Here is a 16,626-nt window from a genome sequence, read left to right on the forward strand (position 1 = left end):
GAGAGGGTGAGGGTGAGGGTGCGTGCCTTATTGCGCGCTGGCGGGCGCGGGCGAGACGGTGACGATCGACCCGTCGCGCACTTCCTGCACCTCCAGCGCGCGTGCGGCGATGCCGTCGCGGCCGAAGCGGAAGGCGCCATCCACGCCGCCGAAATCATGGTCGACCAGCATCGAGGCCGGGAAGTCGCTGTTGGTCTTCCAGTCGCGTGCGATGCGGACCGTCAGCAGCACCGCGTCATAGCCGAGCGCCGACAGGCGGTAGGGCGCCGCGCCGAAGCGGTTGCGATACTTCACCGCATATTGCCGGTAGACGCCGTCGGGCACGCTGGCGAACCAGGAGCCGTTGAGCACCGGTCGGCTGGCGATCGCCGAATCGGTGTTCCACAGCTCGGTGCCGAGCACCCGCGCCGCCTTGCCCGCGCCCGAGCGGCGGATCGCCGGCACCGCCAGCGTCGCGGAACCCGCGCTGCCCGCGATCAGGATGGCCTGGTACGGCACGCCCGCAAGCTTGGCGATCGCCGCGTTCATCGAGCCGGGCCGGGCATCGTAATTCTGCATCGCCAGCACCTTGCCGCCCGCGCCTTCCACCGCGCGGAGGAACGCGGTCGAGCTGCGCTGGCCATAGACGCCCGAGGGGATCAGCCCGGCGAACTGGGTGATGCCGTTGCCCTTGGCATAATCGACGACGCGTTCGATCGACTGGGTCGGCGAATAGCCGAGCAGGTAGACGCCGCCGCCCGCCGCGCTCGCGTCGTTGGAGAAGCTGAGCACCGGCACCCGCGCCTTGCGCGCGATCGGCGCGACCGCGCGGGCATCCTCGCCGAGCAGCGGTCCCAGGATCAGCTTGTTGCCTTCCGCCACCGCACGTTCTGCGGCTGCGATCGCCCCGCCGGGACCGGCGGTGTCGTAGCTGGTGATGCGGATCGCATCGGTGCTGGTGTCCAAGATCGCCAGCTGGGTCGCATTCTGCAGCGAGCGACCGAGCCCGGCGTTGCTGCCGGTCAGCGGCACGAGCAGCGCCACCCGGTGGCGCGCGACGTCCTGCGGCAGCCCCTGCTGGATCGGCGTGCTGGGCCGCTCGGCCGGGCGCTCGACCGGCGCCGGGGGCGCCGGCGGCGGCCCGCCGCGCGGCGCGACGCAGGCGCTGGCCAGCAGGGCGAGACCGGTCACGGCCAAACGAAGGGACGCGACGCGCCCCGGTTGCGATCTGCCGCTACCCTCTGCCATGACACTCCCCGATGGAAAACACGCTTGCGCCCGGCCTCTATATCGTCGCCACCCCGATCGGCAATCTCGGTGACCTGTCGCCGCGCGCCAGCATGATACTCTCGCAAGCCGATGTGGTTGCAGTGGAAGACAGCCGCGTCACCGCCGGGCTGCTCCGCCTCATCGGGGTGAAGCGGCCGATGCAGCCCTATCACGACCATAATGCCGATGCCGTGCGGCCCGGCCTGATCGCGCGGATGGGGAGCGAGGCGGTGGCGCTGGTCTCGGATGCGGGCACGCCGCTGATCTCCGATCCCGGCTACAAGCTGGTCCGCGATGCCCGCGCGGCGGGCCATACCGTGGTGACGATCCCCGGCCCCTGCGCCGCGATCGCCGCGCTCACGCTGGCCGGCCTGCCGACTGACCGCTTCTTCTTCCTCGGCTTCTTGCCCAGCAAGGCGCATGCGCGGGCCGAAGCCATTGCAGAGGTCGCCGCGATCAAGGCGACTTTGGTGCTGTACGAATCGGGCCCGCGCCTCTCCGCCTGCCTGTCGGCGCTCGCCGAGGGGCTGGGAGACCGCGAGGCGGGCGTTGCGCGCGAGATCACCAAGAAGTTCGAGGAATGCGTGACTGGCACGCTCGCCACCCTCGCCGCCCGCTATGCCGAGGCGCCGCCCAAGGGCGAGATCGTTATCGTCGTCGGCCCGCCGGGCGAGGCCCCACCCGCGACGCTCGAGGACGGCGAGGCGGCGCTGGTGGAGGCGCTGACCCGCCTGCCCGCCTCCAAGGCGGCGGGCGAAGTCGCCAAGAAGCTGGGGCTGGACCGCAAGTCGCTCTACGCCCGGGCGATGGAACTGAAGGGGTGATACGCCACCCCACTCCAACCGTCATCCCCGCGAAGGCGGGGATCCATTGGCGCTGGTGCCGCGGTTCTTTCCCCCAGCGTCCTGGCACATGGATTCCCGCCTTCGCGGGAATGACGATGGTTGTTGTGGGGAGCGGCTCGCCCCGATGAAAAGCCCCAGGCGCCAGGCCGCCGAGCTGCGCGGCCGCGACGGCGAGCGCCGCGCCGCCTGGTGGCTGTGGCTGCGCGGCTGGCGCATCCTCGACCAGCGGGTGCGCACGCCGGCGGGCGAAGTCGACATCGTGGCACGGCGCGGCAGCCTCGTAGCGTTCGTCGAGGTGAAGACCCGCAAATCCGCCGCCGAACTCGATTATGCGATCGACGAACGCCGCCTCGCCCGGGTCGCCGCCGCGGCGGAGCTGCTGATGCCGCGCTATGCCGCCCCCGGCGACGATATCCGCGTCGACGTGATCCTCATTGCCCCGCGCACGCTGCCTCGCCATATCGAGAACGCCTGGATCGGGTGACCTAGCCCGACAAGACACCCCAAGGAGGCCGCATGCTCACCGTCGCCGTGCAGATGGACCCGCTCGATTCGATCAACATCGCGGGCGACTCGACCTTCGCGCTGATGCTTTCCGCCCAGGCGCGCGGGCACAAGCTGTTCCACTATGCGCCCGAGGACCTCAACTACAGCGCCGGCCGCGTGTGGACCAAGGCGCATCCGGTGACGGTGCAGCGCGTCGAAGGCAATCACTTCCGCTTCGGCGAGCCGGTAAGCCTCGATCTCGGCGACGAGGCCGATGTGGTGCTGATGCGCCAGGACCCGCCCTTCGACCTCGGCTATATCACCGCGACCCATCTGCTGGAGCGCATCGCCGACCGCACCCTGGTGGTGAACGACCCCGCCCAGGTCCGCAACGCGCCGGAAAAGGTGTGGGTGCTCGATTTCGCGCAGTTCATGCCGCCGACGCTCGTCACCCGCTCGGTCGAGGAGGCCAAGGCCTTCCTGGCCGAACATGGCGAGATCGTCGTCAAGCCGCTGCACGGCAATGGCGGCAAGGCGATCTTCAAGATCGGCCGCGACGGCGCCAACCTCTCCTCGCTGATCGAGGTGTTCAACACCGCCTATCGCGAGCCGCACATGGTGCAGGCCTTCCTCCCGGATATCGCCAAGGGCGATAAGCGCATCGTGCTGGTCGACGGCGCGGTCGCCGGCGCGATCAACCGGCTGCCCGGCGAGGGCGAGATCCGCTCCAACCTCGCGGTCGGCGGATCGGCGGCGAAGACCGAACTGACGGATCGCGAGAAGGAAATCTGCGCCGTGCTGGGGCCCGAACTCAAGAAGCGCGGGCTCCTTTTCGTGGGCATCGACGTTATCGGGGGGCAATGGCTCACCGAAATCAACGTCACCTCGCCCACGGGCATCGTCGCGATCGACCGGTTCAACGGCACCGACACGGGCGCCATGATCTGGGCGGCGATCGAGGCCCGGGTGGCCGCGCGCGGCTGACCGGAGCCTGACGCGATGGGCATGATCCTCGGCTGGGGCTATTGGGGCATCTTCCTGCTGATGGTGCTGGAGAATGTCGTGCCCCCGGTCCCGTCCGAGGCGATCATGGGCATGGCCGGGATCGGTGCCGCCAAGGGGCATTTCGATCCGATGCTGCTGGTCCTGGTCGGCACGCTCGGCACGGTGCTCGGCAATCTTTTCTGGTGGGAGGTGGGGCGCCGGCTCGGCTATGAGCGGCTGCAGCCTTTCGTCGCGCGCTGGGGTCGCTGGCTGACCGTCGAGTGGCACGATGTCGAGCGGTTCAAGGGCTATTTCGATCGCTGGGGCGGCCCCACGATCTTCGTGTTCCGCTTCATGCCGTTCGGTCGCACGATCATCTCGCTGCCCGCCGGGCTGATGCACATGCCCTTCTGGAAATTCTGCCTCTATACCGCCGCGGGCAGCGCGCTGTGGAATGCGGCGCTGGTCGGCGTCGGCTATGGGCTGGGCGCGGCGATCGCCGAGATCGACCGGTTCGTCACCCCCGCGATCGTCATCGGCGTGACGGCGATGCTGATCTTCTATATTTGGCGGGTACTTACGTGGAAGCCTCGCGCAGCCTGACGACATCGTGGCGCCCTCGCCGCTGATGGCGCCGGTGCGCATTGCGACCCACGCAAATCCGCGAGAATTCCCCGCTATTGCTCTTGCGAACTAATTGCAAAGATAATCCTGCAGCTAAGCCGAATCCCGGGTTGCAGCCTCGCTATTATAGGCCTATCCCGCCCTCGCTTTCGCGGCGCATGTTCACGCGACCGCTTTGCTTGGAACCAACCAAGGAGATTCCATGGCCCGCAAGAAGATCGCACTGATCGGCTCCGGCATGATCGGTGGCACGCTCGCGCACCTCGCCGCCATCAAGGAACTGGGCGATATCGTCCTGTTCGACATTGCCGAGGGTACGCCGCAGGGCAAGGCGCTCGACATCGCGCAGTCCGGCCCGGTCGAAGGCTTCGACGCGAACCTCAAGGGCGCCAACAGCTATGAGGATATCGCGGGCGCCGATGTCTGCATCGTCACCGCTGGCATCCCGCGCAAGCCGGGCATGAGCCGCGACGATCTTCTGAAGACCAACCTGGGCGTGATGAAGGCCGTGGGCGAAGGCATCGCCGCGCACGCGCCCGACGCCTTCGTGATCTGCATCACCAACCCGCTCGACGCGATGGTGTGGGCGCTCCGCGAATTCTCGGGCCTGCCGCACCAGAAGGTCGTCGGCATGGCCGGCGTGCTCGATTCGGCCCGCTTCCGCCACTTCCTCGCCGAGGAATTCAACGTCTCCGTCGAGGACGTCACCGCCTTCGTGCTCGGCGGCCATGGCGACACCATGGTCCCGGTGATCGAATATTCGACCGTCGCCGGCATCCCGGTGCCCGACCTGATCAAGATGGGCTGGTCCACCCAGGAGCGCATCGACGCCATCGTCTCGCGCACCCGTTCGGGCGGCGGCGAGATCGTCGCGCTGCTCAAGACCGGCTCGGCCTTCTATGCCCCGGCCACCAGCGCGATCGCGATGGCCGAGAGCTATCTGAAGGACAAGAAGCGCCTGCTGCCCTGCGCCGCGCACCTCACCGGCCAGTACGGCGTCGACAACATGTATGTCGGCGTGCCGATCGTGATCGGCAAGGACGGCGTGGAGCGCATCGTCGAGATCGAACTGAACGCCACGGCGAAGCAGAATTTCGACGTGTCGGTCGACGCGGTCAAGGAACTGGTCGCGGCATGCAAGTCGATCGACTCCTCGCTCGCCTGATCCTGCCCGCGCTCGTCGCGGTGCCGGGCGTCGCTTCCGCACAGGAAGCGGTCGCCACGGCACCGACCGAGCCGGTGGCGCTGTTCCGTGCCGTGTGCATGGGCGGCAGCGCCCGGTTGACTCGCGGCATGTCCGAAGCGGCGACCTATGCGACGCTGCCGCTGCCCGCGCAGCGCGCGATCGGCATCGGCGCCGCATCGGCTGCCAATGCCGCCGATGCCCTGAAGGCGCCTGCGCCCGAACCGGCCAGGGTGCCCAACAGCATCTATCGCATCGCCGGCGGCAACCTCTATCTCTTCGTACCCAAAGCCGGCACCGGCACGGGTACGCTCGCCGAATCCTGCATGGTCCTGTGGATCGGCGGCGGCGAGGATTATCTCGCGGCCCGCAAGATCGTGCTGCCGAGCGAGGAAAAGGTGCCGCTCTACGCGCGCCCCGAATCCAAGCCCGACCGCGCGACCTTCACGGCCGCTTCGTTCGGAACGACGCAATATTCGCTCGCCACGTTCGGCGGATGGATTGCGCTGCGCTCCTTTACCCCTCCTCCCAGCGACCCGGAAAAGGCGAACTGAATGAGCATCCTCGTCGACAAGAACACCAAGGTCATCGTCCAGGGGATGACCGGTGCCACCGGCACGTTCCACACCGAACAGGCGCTTGCCTATGGCACGCAGATGGTCGGCGGCGTCACCCCCGGCAAGGGCGGCAGCACGCATATCGGCCTGCCCGTGTTCAACACGGTCGCCGAAGCCAAGGACAAGACCGGCGCCGACGCCAGCGTGATCTACGTGCCGCCCCCCTTCGCGGCGGACTCGATCCTCGAGGCGATCGACGCCGAGATCCCGCTGATCGTCGCGATCACCGAAGGCATTCCGGTGCTCGACATGGTCAAGGTGAAGCGCGCGCTTTCGGGCTCCAAGTCGCGCCTGATCGGCCCGAACTGCCCGGGCGTGCTGACGCCGGGCGAGTGCAAGATCGGCATCATGCCGGGCTCGATCTTCTCCAAGGGCTCGGTGGGCGTCGTGTCGCGCTCGGGCACCCTCACCTATGAGGCGGTGTTCCAGACCACCAATGCGGGCCTGGGCCAGACCACGGCCGTCGGCATCGGCGGTGACCCGGTCAACGGCACCAACTTCATCGACGTGCTCGAGCTGTTCCTCGCCGACGAAGCCACCCAGTCGATCATCATGATCGGCGAGATCGGCGGCTCGGCGGAAGAAGAAGCGGCCCAGTTCCTGATCGACGAGGCCAAGCGTGGCCGCAAGAAGCCGATGGCCGGCTTCATCGCGGGCCGCACCGCGCCTCCGGGCCGCCGCATGGGCCATGCCGGCGCGATCGTCTCGGGCGGCCAGGGCGGCGCCGAGGACAAGATCGCGGCGATGGAAGCCGCCGGCATCCGCGTCTCCCCCAGCCCCTCGCTGCTCGGCGAGACGCTGATGGAAGTGCTCAAGGGCTAAATTGCAACGGTAGCGCTCCTATATAAGGTGGGGATGGGAGCGCTAACACGAACGGAAGCATGATCATGGGCTATGAAGGCCTCGACTTCGACGACATCGCCGGCGGCGTGAGCCCCGGCTTCGTCGAGACCCTGTACCGGCGCTACAAGAGCGATCCGGCTTCGGTGGAACCCAGCTGGCGGACCTGGTTCGAGGGTCTCGAATCGACCGCCTCGGGCCCCAGCTGGCAGCGCACCAACTGGCCGCTGACCGAAACCGACGCGCTCACGGCCGGGCTCGACCCCACCCAGATGGAGCCCGCGCCGAAGCCCGCCAAGGGCGGCGCGCCTGCCAAGCCGGCCGCGCCCGCCGCCTCGACGGCGGACGTGACCAAGGCAGCCGAAGATTCGATCCGCGCGATGATGCTGATCCGCACCTACCGGGTGCGTGGCCATCTCGCCGCCAATCTCGATCCGCTGGGCCTCGCCCGCCAGAACCTGCCCGCCGATCTGACGCCGGAATATCACGGCTTCTCGGGCGCCGATCTCGATCGCCCGATCTATCTCGGCGGCGCGCTCGGCCTGCAGCACGCCACGGTGCGCGAGATCGTCGCGATCCTCCAGGCCAATTACTGCGGCAATGTCGGCCTTGAGTACATGCACATCGCCGATGTGGAGGAGCGCCGCTTCCTCCAGGACCGGATGGAAGGCAAGGACAAGGCGATCACCTTCACGCCCGATGGCAAGAAGGCGATCCTGTCCAAGGTGATCGAAGCCGAGCAGTGGGAAAAATTCCTCGGCAAGAAATATGTCGGCACCAAGCGGTTCGGCCTCGACGGCGGCGAATCGATGATCCCGGCGATGGAAGCGATCATCAAATATGGCGGCCAGCAGGGCGTCCGCGAGATCGTGTACGGCATGGCCCATCGCGGCCGCCTGAACATGCTCGCCAACGTCATGGAAAAGCCGTTCCGGATCATCTTCCATGAGTTCGGCGGCGGTTCGGCCAACCCGGACGACGTCGCCGGTTCGGGCGACGTGAAATATCACCTCGGCACCTCCACCGATCGCCAGTTCGACGGCATCAGCGTCCATATGTCGCTGGTGGCCAACCCGTCGCACCTCGAGGCGGCCGATCCGGTCGTGCTCGGCAAGGCGCGCGCGCTGCAGACGATCCGCGGCGACCTGGAAAAGCACGAGCAGGTCCTGCCGGTGCTGATCCACGGCGACGCGGCGTTCGCGGGCCAGGGCATCGTGTGGGAGACGCTCGGCTTCTCCGGCATCCGCGGCTACAATACCGGCGGCTGCATCCACTTCGTCATCAACAACCAGGTCGGCTTCACGACGAGCCCGCAGTTCGCGCGCTCCTCGCCCTATCCGTCGGACGTCGCCAAGGGCGTCCAGGCGCCGATCCTGCACGTCAACGGTGACGATCCCGAAGCCGTGACCTTCGCCTGCAAGGTGGCGATCGAGTTCCGCCAGGAATTCCACCGCGATATCGTGATCGACATGTGGTGCTATCGCCGATTCGGCCACAATGAAGGCGACGAGCCCGGCTTCACCCAGCCGCTGATGTACCAGAAAATCCGCCAGCACCCCGGTGTGAGCAGCATCTATGGCCAGAAGCTGATCGCCGAGGGCGTGGTCGACCACGGCTTCATCGACGAGAAGACGCACCAGTTCACCACGCTGCTCGAAGGCGAGTTCGAGGCGGGCAAGACCTATCTGCCGAACAAGGCGGACTGGTTCGCCGGCCGCTGGTCGGGCCTGGGCGCGCCGTCCGAGGGTGAAGCTTCGCGCCGCAACGTCGAGACCGGCATCGAGAAGAAGCTGTTCGACAGCCTCGGCCGCACGCTGACCACGGTCCCCGAGGATCTCGAGATCCACAAGACCCTCGGCCGCGTGCTCGATGCCAAGCGCGAGATGTTCAAGTCGGGCACCAATTTCGACTGGGCGACCGGCGAGGCGCTGGCCTTCGGCTCGCTGCTCTCGGAAGGCTATGCGGTGCGCCTGTCCGGCCAGGATTCGGGCCGCGGCACCTTCTCGCAGCGTCACGCCGTCTGGGTCGACCAGAAGACCGAGGCCAAATATGTGCCGCTCACCACGGTGCCGCATGGCAGCTTCGAGGTGCTCGATTCGCCGCTCAGCGAATATGGCGTGCTCGGCTTCGAGTACGGCTATGCGCTGGCGGACCCGAAGGCGCTGGTGCTGTGGGAAGCGCAGTTCGGCGACTTCGTGAACGGCGCGCAGATCATGATCGACCAGTTCATCGCGTCGGGCGAGTCCAAGTGGCTGCGCGCCAACGGCCTGGTGATGCTGCTGCCGCACGGCTATGAAGGCCAGGGGCCCGAGCACAGCTCGGCGCGTCCGGAGCGCTTCCTCCAGCTCTGCGCACAGGACAACATGCAGGTGGTGAACGTCACCACGCCGGCCAATTACTTCCACCTGCTGCGCCGGCAGATGCACCGCAACTTCCGCAAGCCGCTGATCCAGATGACGCCCAAGTCGCTGCTGCGCCACAAGATGGCGGTGTCGAGCGCCGAGGAGTTCCTGGGCGACAGCCACTTCAAGCGCATCCTGTCGGACCCGAACGCGCCGGCGGATACCGAGGTGAAGCGCCTCGTGCTCTGCACCGGCAAGGTCGCCTACGACCTGATCGAGGCGCGCGACGCGGCCGGCGACAAGAACACCGAGATCGTCCGGATCGAGCAGCTCTACCCGTTCCCGGGCGAGCCGCTGACCGAGCGGCTGAAGCGCATGACCAACCTCGAAGAGGTGGTGTGGGCGCAGGAAGAGCCGAAGAACAACGGCTACTGGTTCTTCGTCGAGCCGCTGATCGAGGAATGCCTGATCGATGCCGGCGTCAAGCCGCAGCGTCCGCGCTACGCCGGTCGCTCGGCAGCGGCCTCGCCCGCCACCGGCCTGATGAAGCGCCACACCGCAGAGCAGGGCGCGCTCGTTGCCGACGCGCTCGGCCATAATGTCCGCGATGAAATCCGCCGCACCCGGAAAGGTTGAGAATGGCCACCGAAGTCAAAGTCCCCGTACTGGGCGAATCGATCACCGAAGCTACCGTCGGTGAATGGCTGAAGAACCCGGGCGATCCCGTCCGCGCCGACGAGCCGATCGCCAGCCTCGAGACCGACAAGGTCTCGGTCGAAGTCCCCTCGCCGGTCGCCGGCGTGATGGGCGAGCAGATCGTCAAGGTCGGCGATACCGTCGAAGTCGGTGCGGTGATTGCGATCATCGCGGGTGAAGGTGCTGCGGCCGCTCCGGCTGCTGCGCCCGCCGCGGCTGCTGCTCCGGCGGCTACCCCGGCCCCGGCGCCTGCCGCTGCCCCGGCTCCGTCGGCCGATGCCGCTGCGCTGTCGCCGTCGGTGCGCCGTGCGGTGCTCGAAACGGGTGTCGATCCCTCGACCGTGCAGGGCACCGGCAAGGACGGCCGCCTGACCAAGGACGACGTGATCGCCGCCGCCAGCAGCAAGCCTGCTGCTCCGGCGCCGGCCGCTGCGCCTGCCCCCGCCGCTGCTCCGGCAGCGACCGGCGGTCGCAAGGAAGAGCGCGTGCGGATGACCCGCCTGCGCCAGACCGTCGCCAAGCGCCTCAAGGAAGCGCAGAACACCGCCGCCATGCTCACCACGTTCAACGACGTGGACATGACCGCGGTGATCGAGGCCCGCGCCAAGTACAAGGACCTGTTCGAGAAGAAGCACGGCGTCCGCCTCGGCTTCATGGGCTTCTTCGTGAAGGCCGCGTGCATGGCGCTGAAGGACATCCCCGGCGTCAACGGCTCGATCGAGGGCGACGAGATCGTCTACCACGATTATTGCGACGTCTCGGTCGCGGTCTCGGCCCCGCAGGGCCTGGTCGTGCCCGTGATCCGCGACGCGCAGGACCTGTCGGTCGCGGGCATCGAGCGCACGATCGGCGATTTCGGCAAGCGCGCCAAGGACGGCACGCTGAAGATGGACGAGATGAAGGGCGGTACCTTCACCATCTCGAACGGCGGCGTGTTCGGCTCGCTGATGTCGACCCCGATCATTAACCCGCCGCAGTCGGCCGTGCTCGGCCTGCACCGCATCGAGGAGCGCCCGGTCGTTCGTGACGGTCAGGTCGTCGTCCGCCCGATGATGTACCTCGCGCTCAGCTACGACCACCGCCTGGTCGACGGCCGCGAGGCGGTGACCTTCCTCGTCGCGATCAAGAACGCGATCGAGGATCCGACCCGCCTGCTGATCGACCTCTGATTTTCCTTGTGCCCCCGCGAAAGCGGGGGCCCAGGGTAGGAAAGTACATCGCGTGTAGCCCCGGGCTCCCGCTTCCGCAGGAGCACGGAACCAAGGAGAAGCCCGACGAAATCCGGCTGCGTGTACATCATGGCCAACAAGCGCAACGGCACGATCTATGTCGGATCAACCAGCGACTTGGCCGCACGAGCATACCAGCATCGCACCGGCATGATCGAGGGCTTCACCAAGGACAAGGGCTGCACGCGCCTCGTCTGGTACGAGGCGCATGAGGATCTGGACGGGGCGCGGCTTCGCGAACGCCAGATGAAGAAATGGAAGCGGGCGTGGAAGATCGAGCTGATCGAACGCGACAACCCGCAGTGGAAGGATTTGTACGGGACGCTCTTCGGCTGAGCCGCGCTATGGCGCCGGATCGAGGAACGACCTTCGCAACCCTGGGCTCCTGCTTTCGCAGGAGCACGGATATGGCTGGACCCGCCCGTTCCCCTGCGAAAGCAGGGGCCCAGAGCCCCGGGCGACACGGCCGATAGTTTAAGTGCCCGCACGCGCACGCATGGAGCGGAAAATGGCTGAATATGATTTCGACGTCCTGATCATCGGTTCTGGCCCCGGCGGTTATGTCGCGGCGATCCGCGCGGCGCAGCTGGGTCTCAAGACCGGCTGCGTCGAAGCCCGTGAGACGCTGGGCGGCACCTGCCTCAACGTCGGCTGCATCCCTTCCAAGACGCTGCTGAACGCCTCCGAGCTGTTCTACGAGGCCGCCTCGGGCGCGCTGGCCAAGCACGGCGTCAAGCTCGGCTCGGTCGAGCTCGACCTGCCGGCGATGATGGCCGACAAGGACAAGGCCGTGAAGGGCCTGACCGGCGGCATCGAATTCCTGTTCAAGAAGAACAAGGTCGAGTGGGTGAAGGGCCTCGGCACCTTTATCGACGCGCACACCGTGCAGGTGGGCGAGCGCACCGTCACCGCCAAGAACATCGTCATCGCCACCGGCTCGTCGGTCACCCCGCTGCCCGGCGTGACGATCGACCAGAAGGTCGTCGTCGACTCCACCGGCGCGATCGCGCTGGAGAAGGTGCCGGCGAACATGGTCGTGATCGGCGGCGGCGTGATCGGGCTCGAACTCGGCTCGGTCTGGCAGCGCCTCGGCGCGAAGGTGACCGTGGTCGAGTATCTCGACCAGCTGCTCCCCGGCATGGACGGTGAAGTGCGGAAGGAAGCTTCCAAGATCTTCAAGAAGCAGGGCATGGAGATCAAGCTCTCCACCAAGGTGACCGGCGTCGTCGTCAACGGCGACAAGGCGACCGTCACGATCGAGCCCGCCGCCGGCGGTGCTGCAGAGACGATCGAAGCCGATGCCGTGCTCGTTGCAATCGGCCGTCGTCCGAACACCGAGGGCCTGGGCCTCGACAAGATCGGCCTCGCCACCAACCAGCGCGGCCAGATCGAGACCGATCACAGCTTCCGCACCGCCGTGGACGGCGTGTGGGCGATCGGCGACGTGATCCCGGGCCCGATGCTCGCGCACAAGGCCGAGGACGAGGGTATCGCGGTGGCCGAGAACATCGCCGGCCTCACCGGCATCGTGAACCACGCGGTGATCCCGAGCGTGGTCTACACCCACCCCGAAATCGCCGGCGTCGGCCTCACCGAGGAACAGGCGCGCGAAAAGGGCGAAGTGAAGGTCGGCAAGTTCCCGATGGCGGGCAACAGCCGCGCCAAGGCGATCGACGACACCACCGGCTGGGTGAAGGTGATCGCCGACGCCAAGACCGATCGCGTGCTTGGTGCCTGGATCATCACCGCGCCCGCCGGCACGATGATCGCCCAGGTCGCCCAGGCGATGGAGTTCGGCGCGACGTCGGAAGACATCGCGTACACCTGCCATGCCCACCCGACGCATTCCGAGGCGATCAAGGAAGCGGCGATGGGCGTGCTCGGCAAGCCGATTCATATCTGATCCGGGTTTAGCCACCCTCACCCTCCCATCGCTGGCGCGATGGGCCCCTCCCTCTCCCAAGGGGAGAGGGGTGAAGGTCCCTCTCCCCTTGGGAGAGGGAGGGAGCCGCGAAGCGGCGGAAGGGTGAGGGTGATCCAGCCCACCAAGATCCGAAGCAAGCGCCGCCGGCATCCCCGGCGGCGTTTTGCTGTTCGGGCCCCCGGAACCGCGCTAACGACCGCGCATGACCCCTTCCCTCGGCACCCATGACGCAATCATCCTCGGCGCAGGCGCAGCGGGGATGTTCTGCGCCGCGATGGCGGGCCAGCGCGGCCGCAAGGTCCTGCTGCTCGACCATGCCGAGGCGCCGGGGAAGAAGATCCTGATCTCCGGCGGCGGCCGGTGCAACTTCACCAATCTCGGCACCGCGCCCGATCGCTACCTCTCCGCCAACCCGCATTTCGCCAAGTCGGCGCTCGGCCGCTACACCGCGCAGGATTTTCTCGCGCTGGTCGAGCGCCACGGCATCGCCTGGCACGAAAAGACGCTGGGCCAGCTGTTCTGCGACGGCTCCGCGCGCCAGATCGTCGACATGCTGCTCGGCGAATGTGCGATGGGCGGCGTGCCCCTCCAGCTCGGCGCCAGCATCACCGATGTCGATCATGCCGACGGCCGCTTCCGCGTGACCACCGCCGAGGGCGTGGCCGAGGCCCCAGCCCTCGTCATCGCCACCGGCGGCCCGGCGATCCCCAAGCTGGGCGCGACCGGCTTCGCCTATGATCTCGCTCGCCGCTTCGGCCTCAAGGTGGTCGAGCCGCGCCCCGCGCTGGTTCCCCTCACCCTCGGCCCGGACCAGGCACTGTTCCGCGAGCTCTCCGGTGTCTCCACCGCCGTTGCCGCCCGTGCGGGCAAGGCGGCATTCCGCGAGGCGGCGCTGTTCACCCATCGCGGCTTGTCCGGCCCGGCGATCCTCCAGGTCTCCTCCTATTGGAAGCACGGCGAGTCGATCGCGATCGACTTCCTCCCCGATCAGCCCCGGGGCTGGTTGCGCGAGGCGAAGCGCGCCGAGCCCCGGCTCGCCTTGCGCAGCCTGCTGAACCGCCATCTGCCCGATCGCCTCGCCACCACGCTTGCCGAACGAATTGCGCTCACCAGCGAACTCGGCAATTGCCGCGATGCCCTGCTGGAACAGGCCGAGGCGCGGTTGGCCGGCTGGCCCTTCACCCCCAATGGCACCGAAGGCTTTGCCAAGGCGGAAGTGACCGTGGGCGGCATCAGCACCGCCGACCTCTCCTCGCAGACCATGGCGGCGCGCCGCATCCCCGGCCTCTATGCGATCGGCGAAGCGGTGGACGTCACCGGATGGCTGGGGGGCTACAACTTCCAATGGGCATGGGCCAGCGGCTGGGCAGCGGCGCAAGCTTTGTAAGTGCTGCAATCTGTTGCGTGAACAGCACGTTGGGATTCATAAAGTTACTTAACACCCGGTTTTCATTTGCAAAGCTTGCGCAGCTTCGGCCAGAATCGCCGGACGGAGCAACTATCTCGTTGGTCCTGGGGGGAATTTTCGAGTCGAATGAACGTCAGGTGCGTTTTGGCGGCCGCCGCGTTGGCCTGCCCCGCCACCGCCTTCGCACAGCAGCAGCCCGATCCGGCAGCAGCCCTCCCCGGGGCAGCGCCCGCCGCGGGGGTGTTGGTCTACGGCCCCGATTTTTTCGCCAACACGGCGCTGCCCACCGCGCTGGACATGGTGCAACGCCTGCCCGGCTTCACGCTCGACGTCGGCAATAGCGAAGCGCGCGGCATCGCCGGCAATACCGGCAACGTGCTGATCGACGGCAAACCGCCCGCTTCCAAGACCGACGGTCTGGGCGAGATCCTGCGCCGAATCAGCGCCAGCAGCGTCGCGCGGATCGAACTGATCCGCGGCGGCGCGCCCGGCATCGACATGCAGGGCCGCGCGGTGATCGCCAATGTCGTGCTCAAGCGCACTGCATCGACCGAGACGCTGATCAACTTCCAGAGCTATATCTATCGCGACGGCTATGTCGGGCCCGACGTGACGCTGCAATATGCCCGGCGCGACGGGGATCGCCGCGACGAAGTCTCGCTGGAGCTGATCAGCGATCGCACCAGCGGCACCGCGCAAGGCTATCGCGTCCGCCGCGACGCCGCGGGCAATCTGCTCGTCCGCCAGGCACTCGACCTTTGGGACCGCGACCGCACGGCGATCCTGCGCTCGACGATCCAGCGCGCCGCCGGCGGCGGGCTGCTCACCGTCAACGGGCGGTTCGACTATCTCGACTATCCCACCAGCTTCACCGTGACGACGCTGGAAGGCACCGGCAGCTATACCCGCGCCACCGACATCACCCACCAATGGAAGGGCGAACTCGGCGCCAACTGGACGCGGTCGCTCGGCGGAAAGAGCGAGGTCGAGGTGATCGGGCTGCAGCGGCTGGGCCATCTCGGCTATGATTCGGATACGCTCGTCGGCACCTTCGATTCCACCTTCGGCCAGCAGTCGCGCACCGGTGAATCGATCCTGCGCACGATCCTGCGCCACAAGACGAACGCCAAGCTGTCATTCGAGGGCGGCGGCGAGATCGCCTATAACTTCCTCGACAACCGCACGACCTATACCGAGGAGGGCGTGGCCGTGGCGCTGCCCGACGAGAAGGTGTTCGTCAGCGAGGTGCGCGGCGAGCTGTTCGGGCTGGCGCGCTGGCAGCCCTCCGCGCCGGTGACGCTCGAGGCGGGGCTCCGCACCGAAATGTCGCGCATTCGCTCTGATGGCGACACCCAGCGCAGCCGCGCCTTCTTCTATCCCAAGCCGCGCGCGCAGCTGACCCTGCGCCCAACCGCGCGCGACCAGCTGCGGCTGCGGGCGGAACAGAGCGTCAGCCAGCTCGACTTCACCAATTTCGTCGCCGCGACCGAGATCAATCTCGGCACCGTGCGCGCCGGCAATGGCGACTTGCGGCCCGAACAGACGCTCACGCTCGAGGCCGTCGTCGAGCATCGTTTCTGGGGCAAGGGCGCGCTGGAACTGGGCGCCAAGCACGAAGCGACGCGGCATGTGATCGACTATATCCCGCTGGAAGGCGGGTTCGATGCGATCGGCAATATCGGCACCGGCACCCGCGACACGCTGTCGGGCACGCTGACGCTGCCGTTCGACAAGCTGGGCATCAAGGATGCGCGCTTCCGCGGCAATGCGGAGGTGGTGCGCAGCCACGTCACCGATCCGCTGACCGGCGAGCGGCGGCGCTACACCAACGAAGTGCCGTTCACCTGCTCGGGCAGTTTCAGCCAGGATCTGTTCGGCGGCCGTTTCACCTATGGCGTGTACGGCAGCTGCGGCCAGCCGGGGACGAACCTCTACCGGATCGGCGAGTTCCGGACGACCGAGATCGAGCCGGTCGTCGAGATTTACGGCATCTGGAAGCCGAGCAAGAAGCTGACAATCCGGCTCGATGCCGGCAACCTCACCAACCCCGCGCGCATCTATGAGCGCGACGTGTACACCGGCGAGCGCAATGCCTCGCCGCTCGCCTATCGCGAACAGCGCGTCCAGCGGCGCGGCCAGTATCTCTACCTGCAGATCCGCCGGACGCTGTAGGGGCTACTACACGCCGCGCCACCTGCGC

14 protein-coding genes are annotated in these 16,626 nt (G+C 67.4%); 13 read left to right on the plus strand and 1 reads right to left on the minus strand.

The annotated features are described in order from the left end of the window. Nucleotides 1-27: 27 nt before the first annotated feature. Entirely contained in the window at nucleotides 28-1,227 is a 1,200-nt protein-coding gene (locus tag S2M10_RS12940; RefSeq protein WP_168846415.1) for a penicillin-binding protein activator, read from the minus strand. Between the two features lie 11 nt (nucleotides 1,228-1,238). On the opposite strand from S2M10_RS12940, the gene rsmI reads away from it, so the two are divergent. The 13 genes from rsmI to S2M10_RS13005 all read left to right on the plus strand — a co-directional run bounded on the left by rsmI (nucleotide 1,239) and on the right by S2M10_RS13005 (nucleotide 16,598). Continuing rightward, nucleotides 1,239-2,072: a 16S rRNA (cytidine(1402)-2'-O)-methyltransferase gene (gene rsmI / locus S2M10_RS12945; RefSeq protein WP_168846416.1), complete on the plus strand. Its 834-nt coding sequence runs from the start codon at nucleotides 1,239-1,241 to the stop codon at nucleotides 2,070-2,072. A 145-nt stretch (nucleotides 2,073-2,217) separates the two neighbouring features. Continuing rightward, entirely contained in the window at nucleotides 2,218-2,577 is a 360-nt protein-coding gene (locus S2M10_RS12950) for a YraN family protein (RefSeq protein WP_168846417.1), read from the plus strand. Between the two features lie 32 nt (nucleotides 2,578-2,609). Beyond that, nucleotides 2,610-3,563 (plus strand): glutathione synthase, encoded by a 954-nt coding sequence (gshB, locus tag S2M10_RS12955; RefSeq protein WP_168846418.1) that lies wholly within the window; start codon nucleotides 2,610-2,612, stop codon nucleotides 3,561-3,563. Nucleotides 3,564-3,578: 15 nt separating this feature from the next. After that, nucleotides 3,579-4,166: a DedA family protein gene (locus S2M10_RS12960; protein ID WP_168846419.1), complete on the plus strand. Its 588-nt coding sequence runs from the start codon at nucleotides 3,579-3,581 to the stop codon at nucleotides 4,164-4,166. Between the two features lie 223 nt (nucleotides 4,167-4,389). Then, the gene (gene mdh, locus S2M10_RS12965) at nucleotides 4,390-5,352 is read left to right on the plus strand and encodes a malate dehydrogenase (protein WP_168846420.1); all 963 of its coding nucleotides are present in this window, start codon (nucleotides 4,390-4,392) and stop codon (nucleotides 5,350-5,352) included. Further along, on the plus strand, nucleotides 5,322-5,924 hold the full coding sequence (locus S2M10_RS12970; protein ID WP_168846421.1) for a hypothetical protein: 603 nt from the start codon (nucleotides 5,322-5,324) through the stop codon (nucleotides 5,922-5,924). Before mdh ends, S2M10_RS12970 begins: the two co-directional genes overlap by 31 nt. Further along, complete coding sequence (gene sucD, locus S2M10_RS12975; RefSeq protein WP_168846422.1) at nucleotides 5,925-6,809, plus strand: succinate--CoA ligase subunit alpha; 885 nt, start codon at nucleotides 5,925-5,927, stop codon at nucleotides 6,807-6,809. 65 nt (nucleotides 6,810-6,874) lie between these two features. Beyond that, nucleotides 6,875-9,805 (plus strand): 2-oxoglutarate dehydrogenase E1 component, encoded by a 2,931-nt coding sequence (locus S2M10_RS12980; RefSeq protein WP_211091036.1) that lies wholly within the window; start codon nucleotides 6,875-6,877, stop codon nucleotides 9,803-9,805. A 2-nt stretch (nucleotides 9,806-9,807) separates the two neighbouring features. Next, nucleotides 9,808-11,034, plus strand: coding sequence for a 2-oxoglutarate dehydrogenase complex dihydrolipoyllysine-residue succinyltransferase (odhB, locus tag S2M10_RS12985; protein WP_168846424.1), 1,227 nt, complete (start codon nucleotides 9,808-9,810; stop codon nucleotides 11,032-11,034). A gap of 129 nt (nucleotides 11,035-11,163) precedes the next feature. After that, a complete protein-coding gene (locus tag S2M10_RS12990; protein ID WP_168846425.1) occupies nucleotides 11,164-11,430 on the plus strand; it encodes a GIY-YIG nuclease family protein in 267 nt (88 codons plus the stop codon). 172 nt (nucleotides 11,431-11,602) lie between these two features. Next, complete coding sequence (lpdA, locus tag S2M10_RS12995; protein WP_168846426.1) at nucleotides 11,603-12,997, plus strand: dihydrolipoyl dehydrogenase; 1,395 nt, start codon at nucleotides 11,603-11,605, stop codon at nucleotides 12,995-12,997. Nucleotides 12,998-13,220: 223 nt separating this feature from the next. After that, on the plus strand, nucleotides 13,221-14,405 hold the full coding sequence (locus tag S2M10_RS13000; protein ID WP_168846427.1) for an NAD(P)/FAD-dependent oxidoreductase: 1,185 nt from the start codon (nucleotides 13,221-13,223) through the stop codon (nucleotides 14,403-14,405). A gap of 147 nt (nucleotides 14,406-14,552) precedes the next feature. After that, nucleotides 14,553-16,598 carry a TonB-dependent receptor gene (locus tag S2M10_RS13005; protein ID WP_168846428.1) on the plus strand — a complete coding sequence of 682 codons (2,046 nt, stop codon included), beginning with the start codon at nucleotides 14,553-14,555 and terminating at the stop codon, nucleotides 16,596-16,598. Nucleotides 16,599-16,626 lie beyond the last annotated feature (28 nt).

The sequence above is a fragment of the Sphingomonas sp. S2M10 genome, from assembly GCF_012650175.1.
Taxonomy (GTDB): domain Bacteria; phylum Pseudomonadota; class Alphaproteobacteria; order Sphingomonadales; family Sphingomonadaceae; genus Sphingomonas.

Excerpts from the sequence above, each read along its gene's own strand:
- S2M10_RS12940 (WP_168846415.1), bottom strand. The coding sequence starts at position 1,227 with ATGGCAGAGGGTAGCGGCAGATCGCAACCGGGGCGCGTCGCGTCCCTT.
- rsmI (WP_168846416.1), top strand. The coding sequence starts at position 1,239 with ATGGAAAACACGCTTGCGCCCGGCCTCTATATCGTCGCCACCCCGATC.
- S2M10_RS12950 (WP_168846417.1), top strand. The coding sequence starts at position 2,218 with ATGAAAAGCCCCAGGCGCCAGGCCGCCGAGCTGCGCGGCCGCGACGGC.
- gshB (WP_168846418.1), top strand. The coding sequence starts at position 2,610 with ATGCTCACCGTCGCCGTGCAGATGGACCCGCTCGATTCGATCAACATC.
- S2M10_RS12960 (WP_168846419.1), top strand. The coding sequence starts at position 3,579 with ATGGGCATGATCCTCGGCTGGGGCTATTGGGGCATCTTCCTGCTGATG.
- mdh (WP_168846420.1), top strand. The coding sequence starts at position 4,390 with ATGGCCCGCAAGAAGATCGCACTGATCGGCTCCGGCATGATCGGTGGC.
- S2M10_RS12970 (WP_168846421.1), top strand. The coding sequence starts at position 5,322 with ATGCAAGTCGATCGACTCCTCGCTCGCCTGATCCTGCCCGCGCTCGTC.
- sucD (WP_168846422.1), top strand. The coding sequence starts at position 5,925 with ATGAGCATCCTCGTCGACAAGAACACCAAGGTCATCGTCCAGGGGATG.
- S2M10_RS12980 (WP_211091036.1), top strand. The coding sequence starts at position 6,875 with ATGGGCTATGAAGGCCTCGACTTCGACGACATCGCCGGCGGCGTGAGC.
- odhB (WP_168846424.1), top strand. The coding sequence starts at position 9,808 with ATGGCCACCGAAGTCAAAGTCCCCGTACTGGGCGAATCGATCACCGAA.
- S2M10_RS12990 (WP_168846425.1), top strand. The coding sequence starts at position 11,164 with ATGGCCAACAAGCGCAACGGCACGATCTATGTCGGATCAACCAGCGAC.
- lpdA (WP_168846426.1), top strand. The coding sequence starts at position 11,603 with ATGGCTGAATATGATTTCGACGTCCTGATCATCGGTTCTGGCCCCGGC.
- S2M10_RS13000 (WP_168846427.1), top strand. The coding sequence starts at position 13,221 with ATGACCCCTTCCCTCGGCACCCATGACGCAATCATCCTCGGCGCAGGC.
- S2M10_RS13005 (WP_168846428.1), top strand. The coding sequence starts at position 14,553 with ATGAACGTCAGGTGCGTTTTGGCGGCCGCCGCGTTGGCCTGCCCCGCC.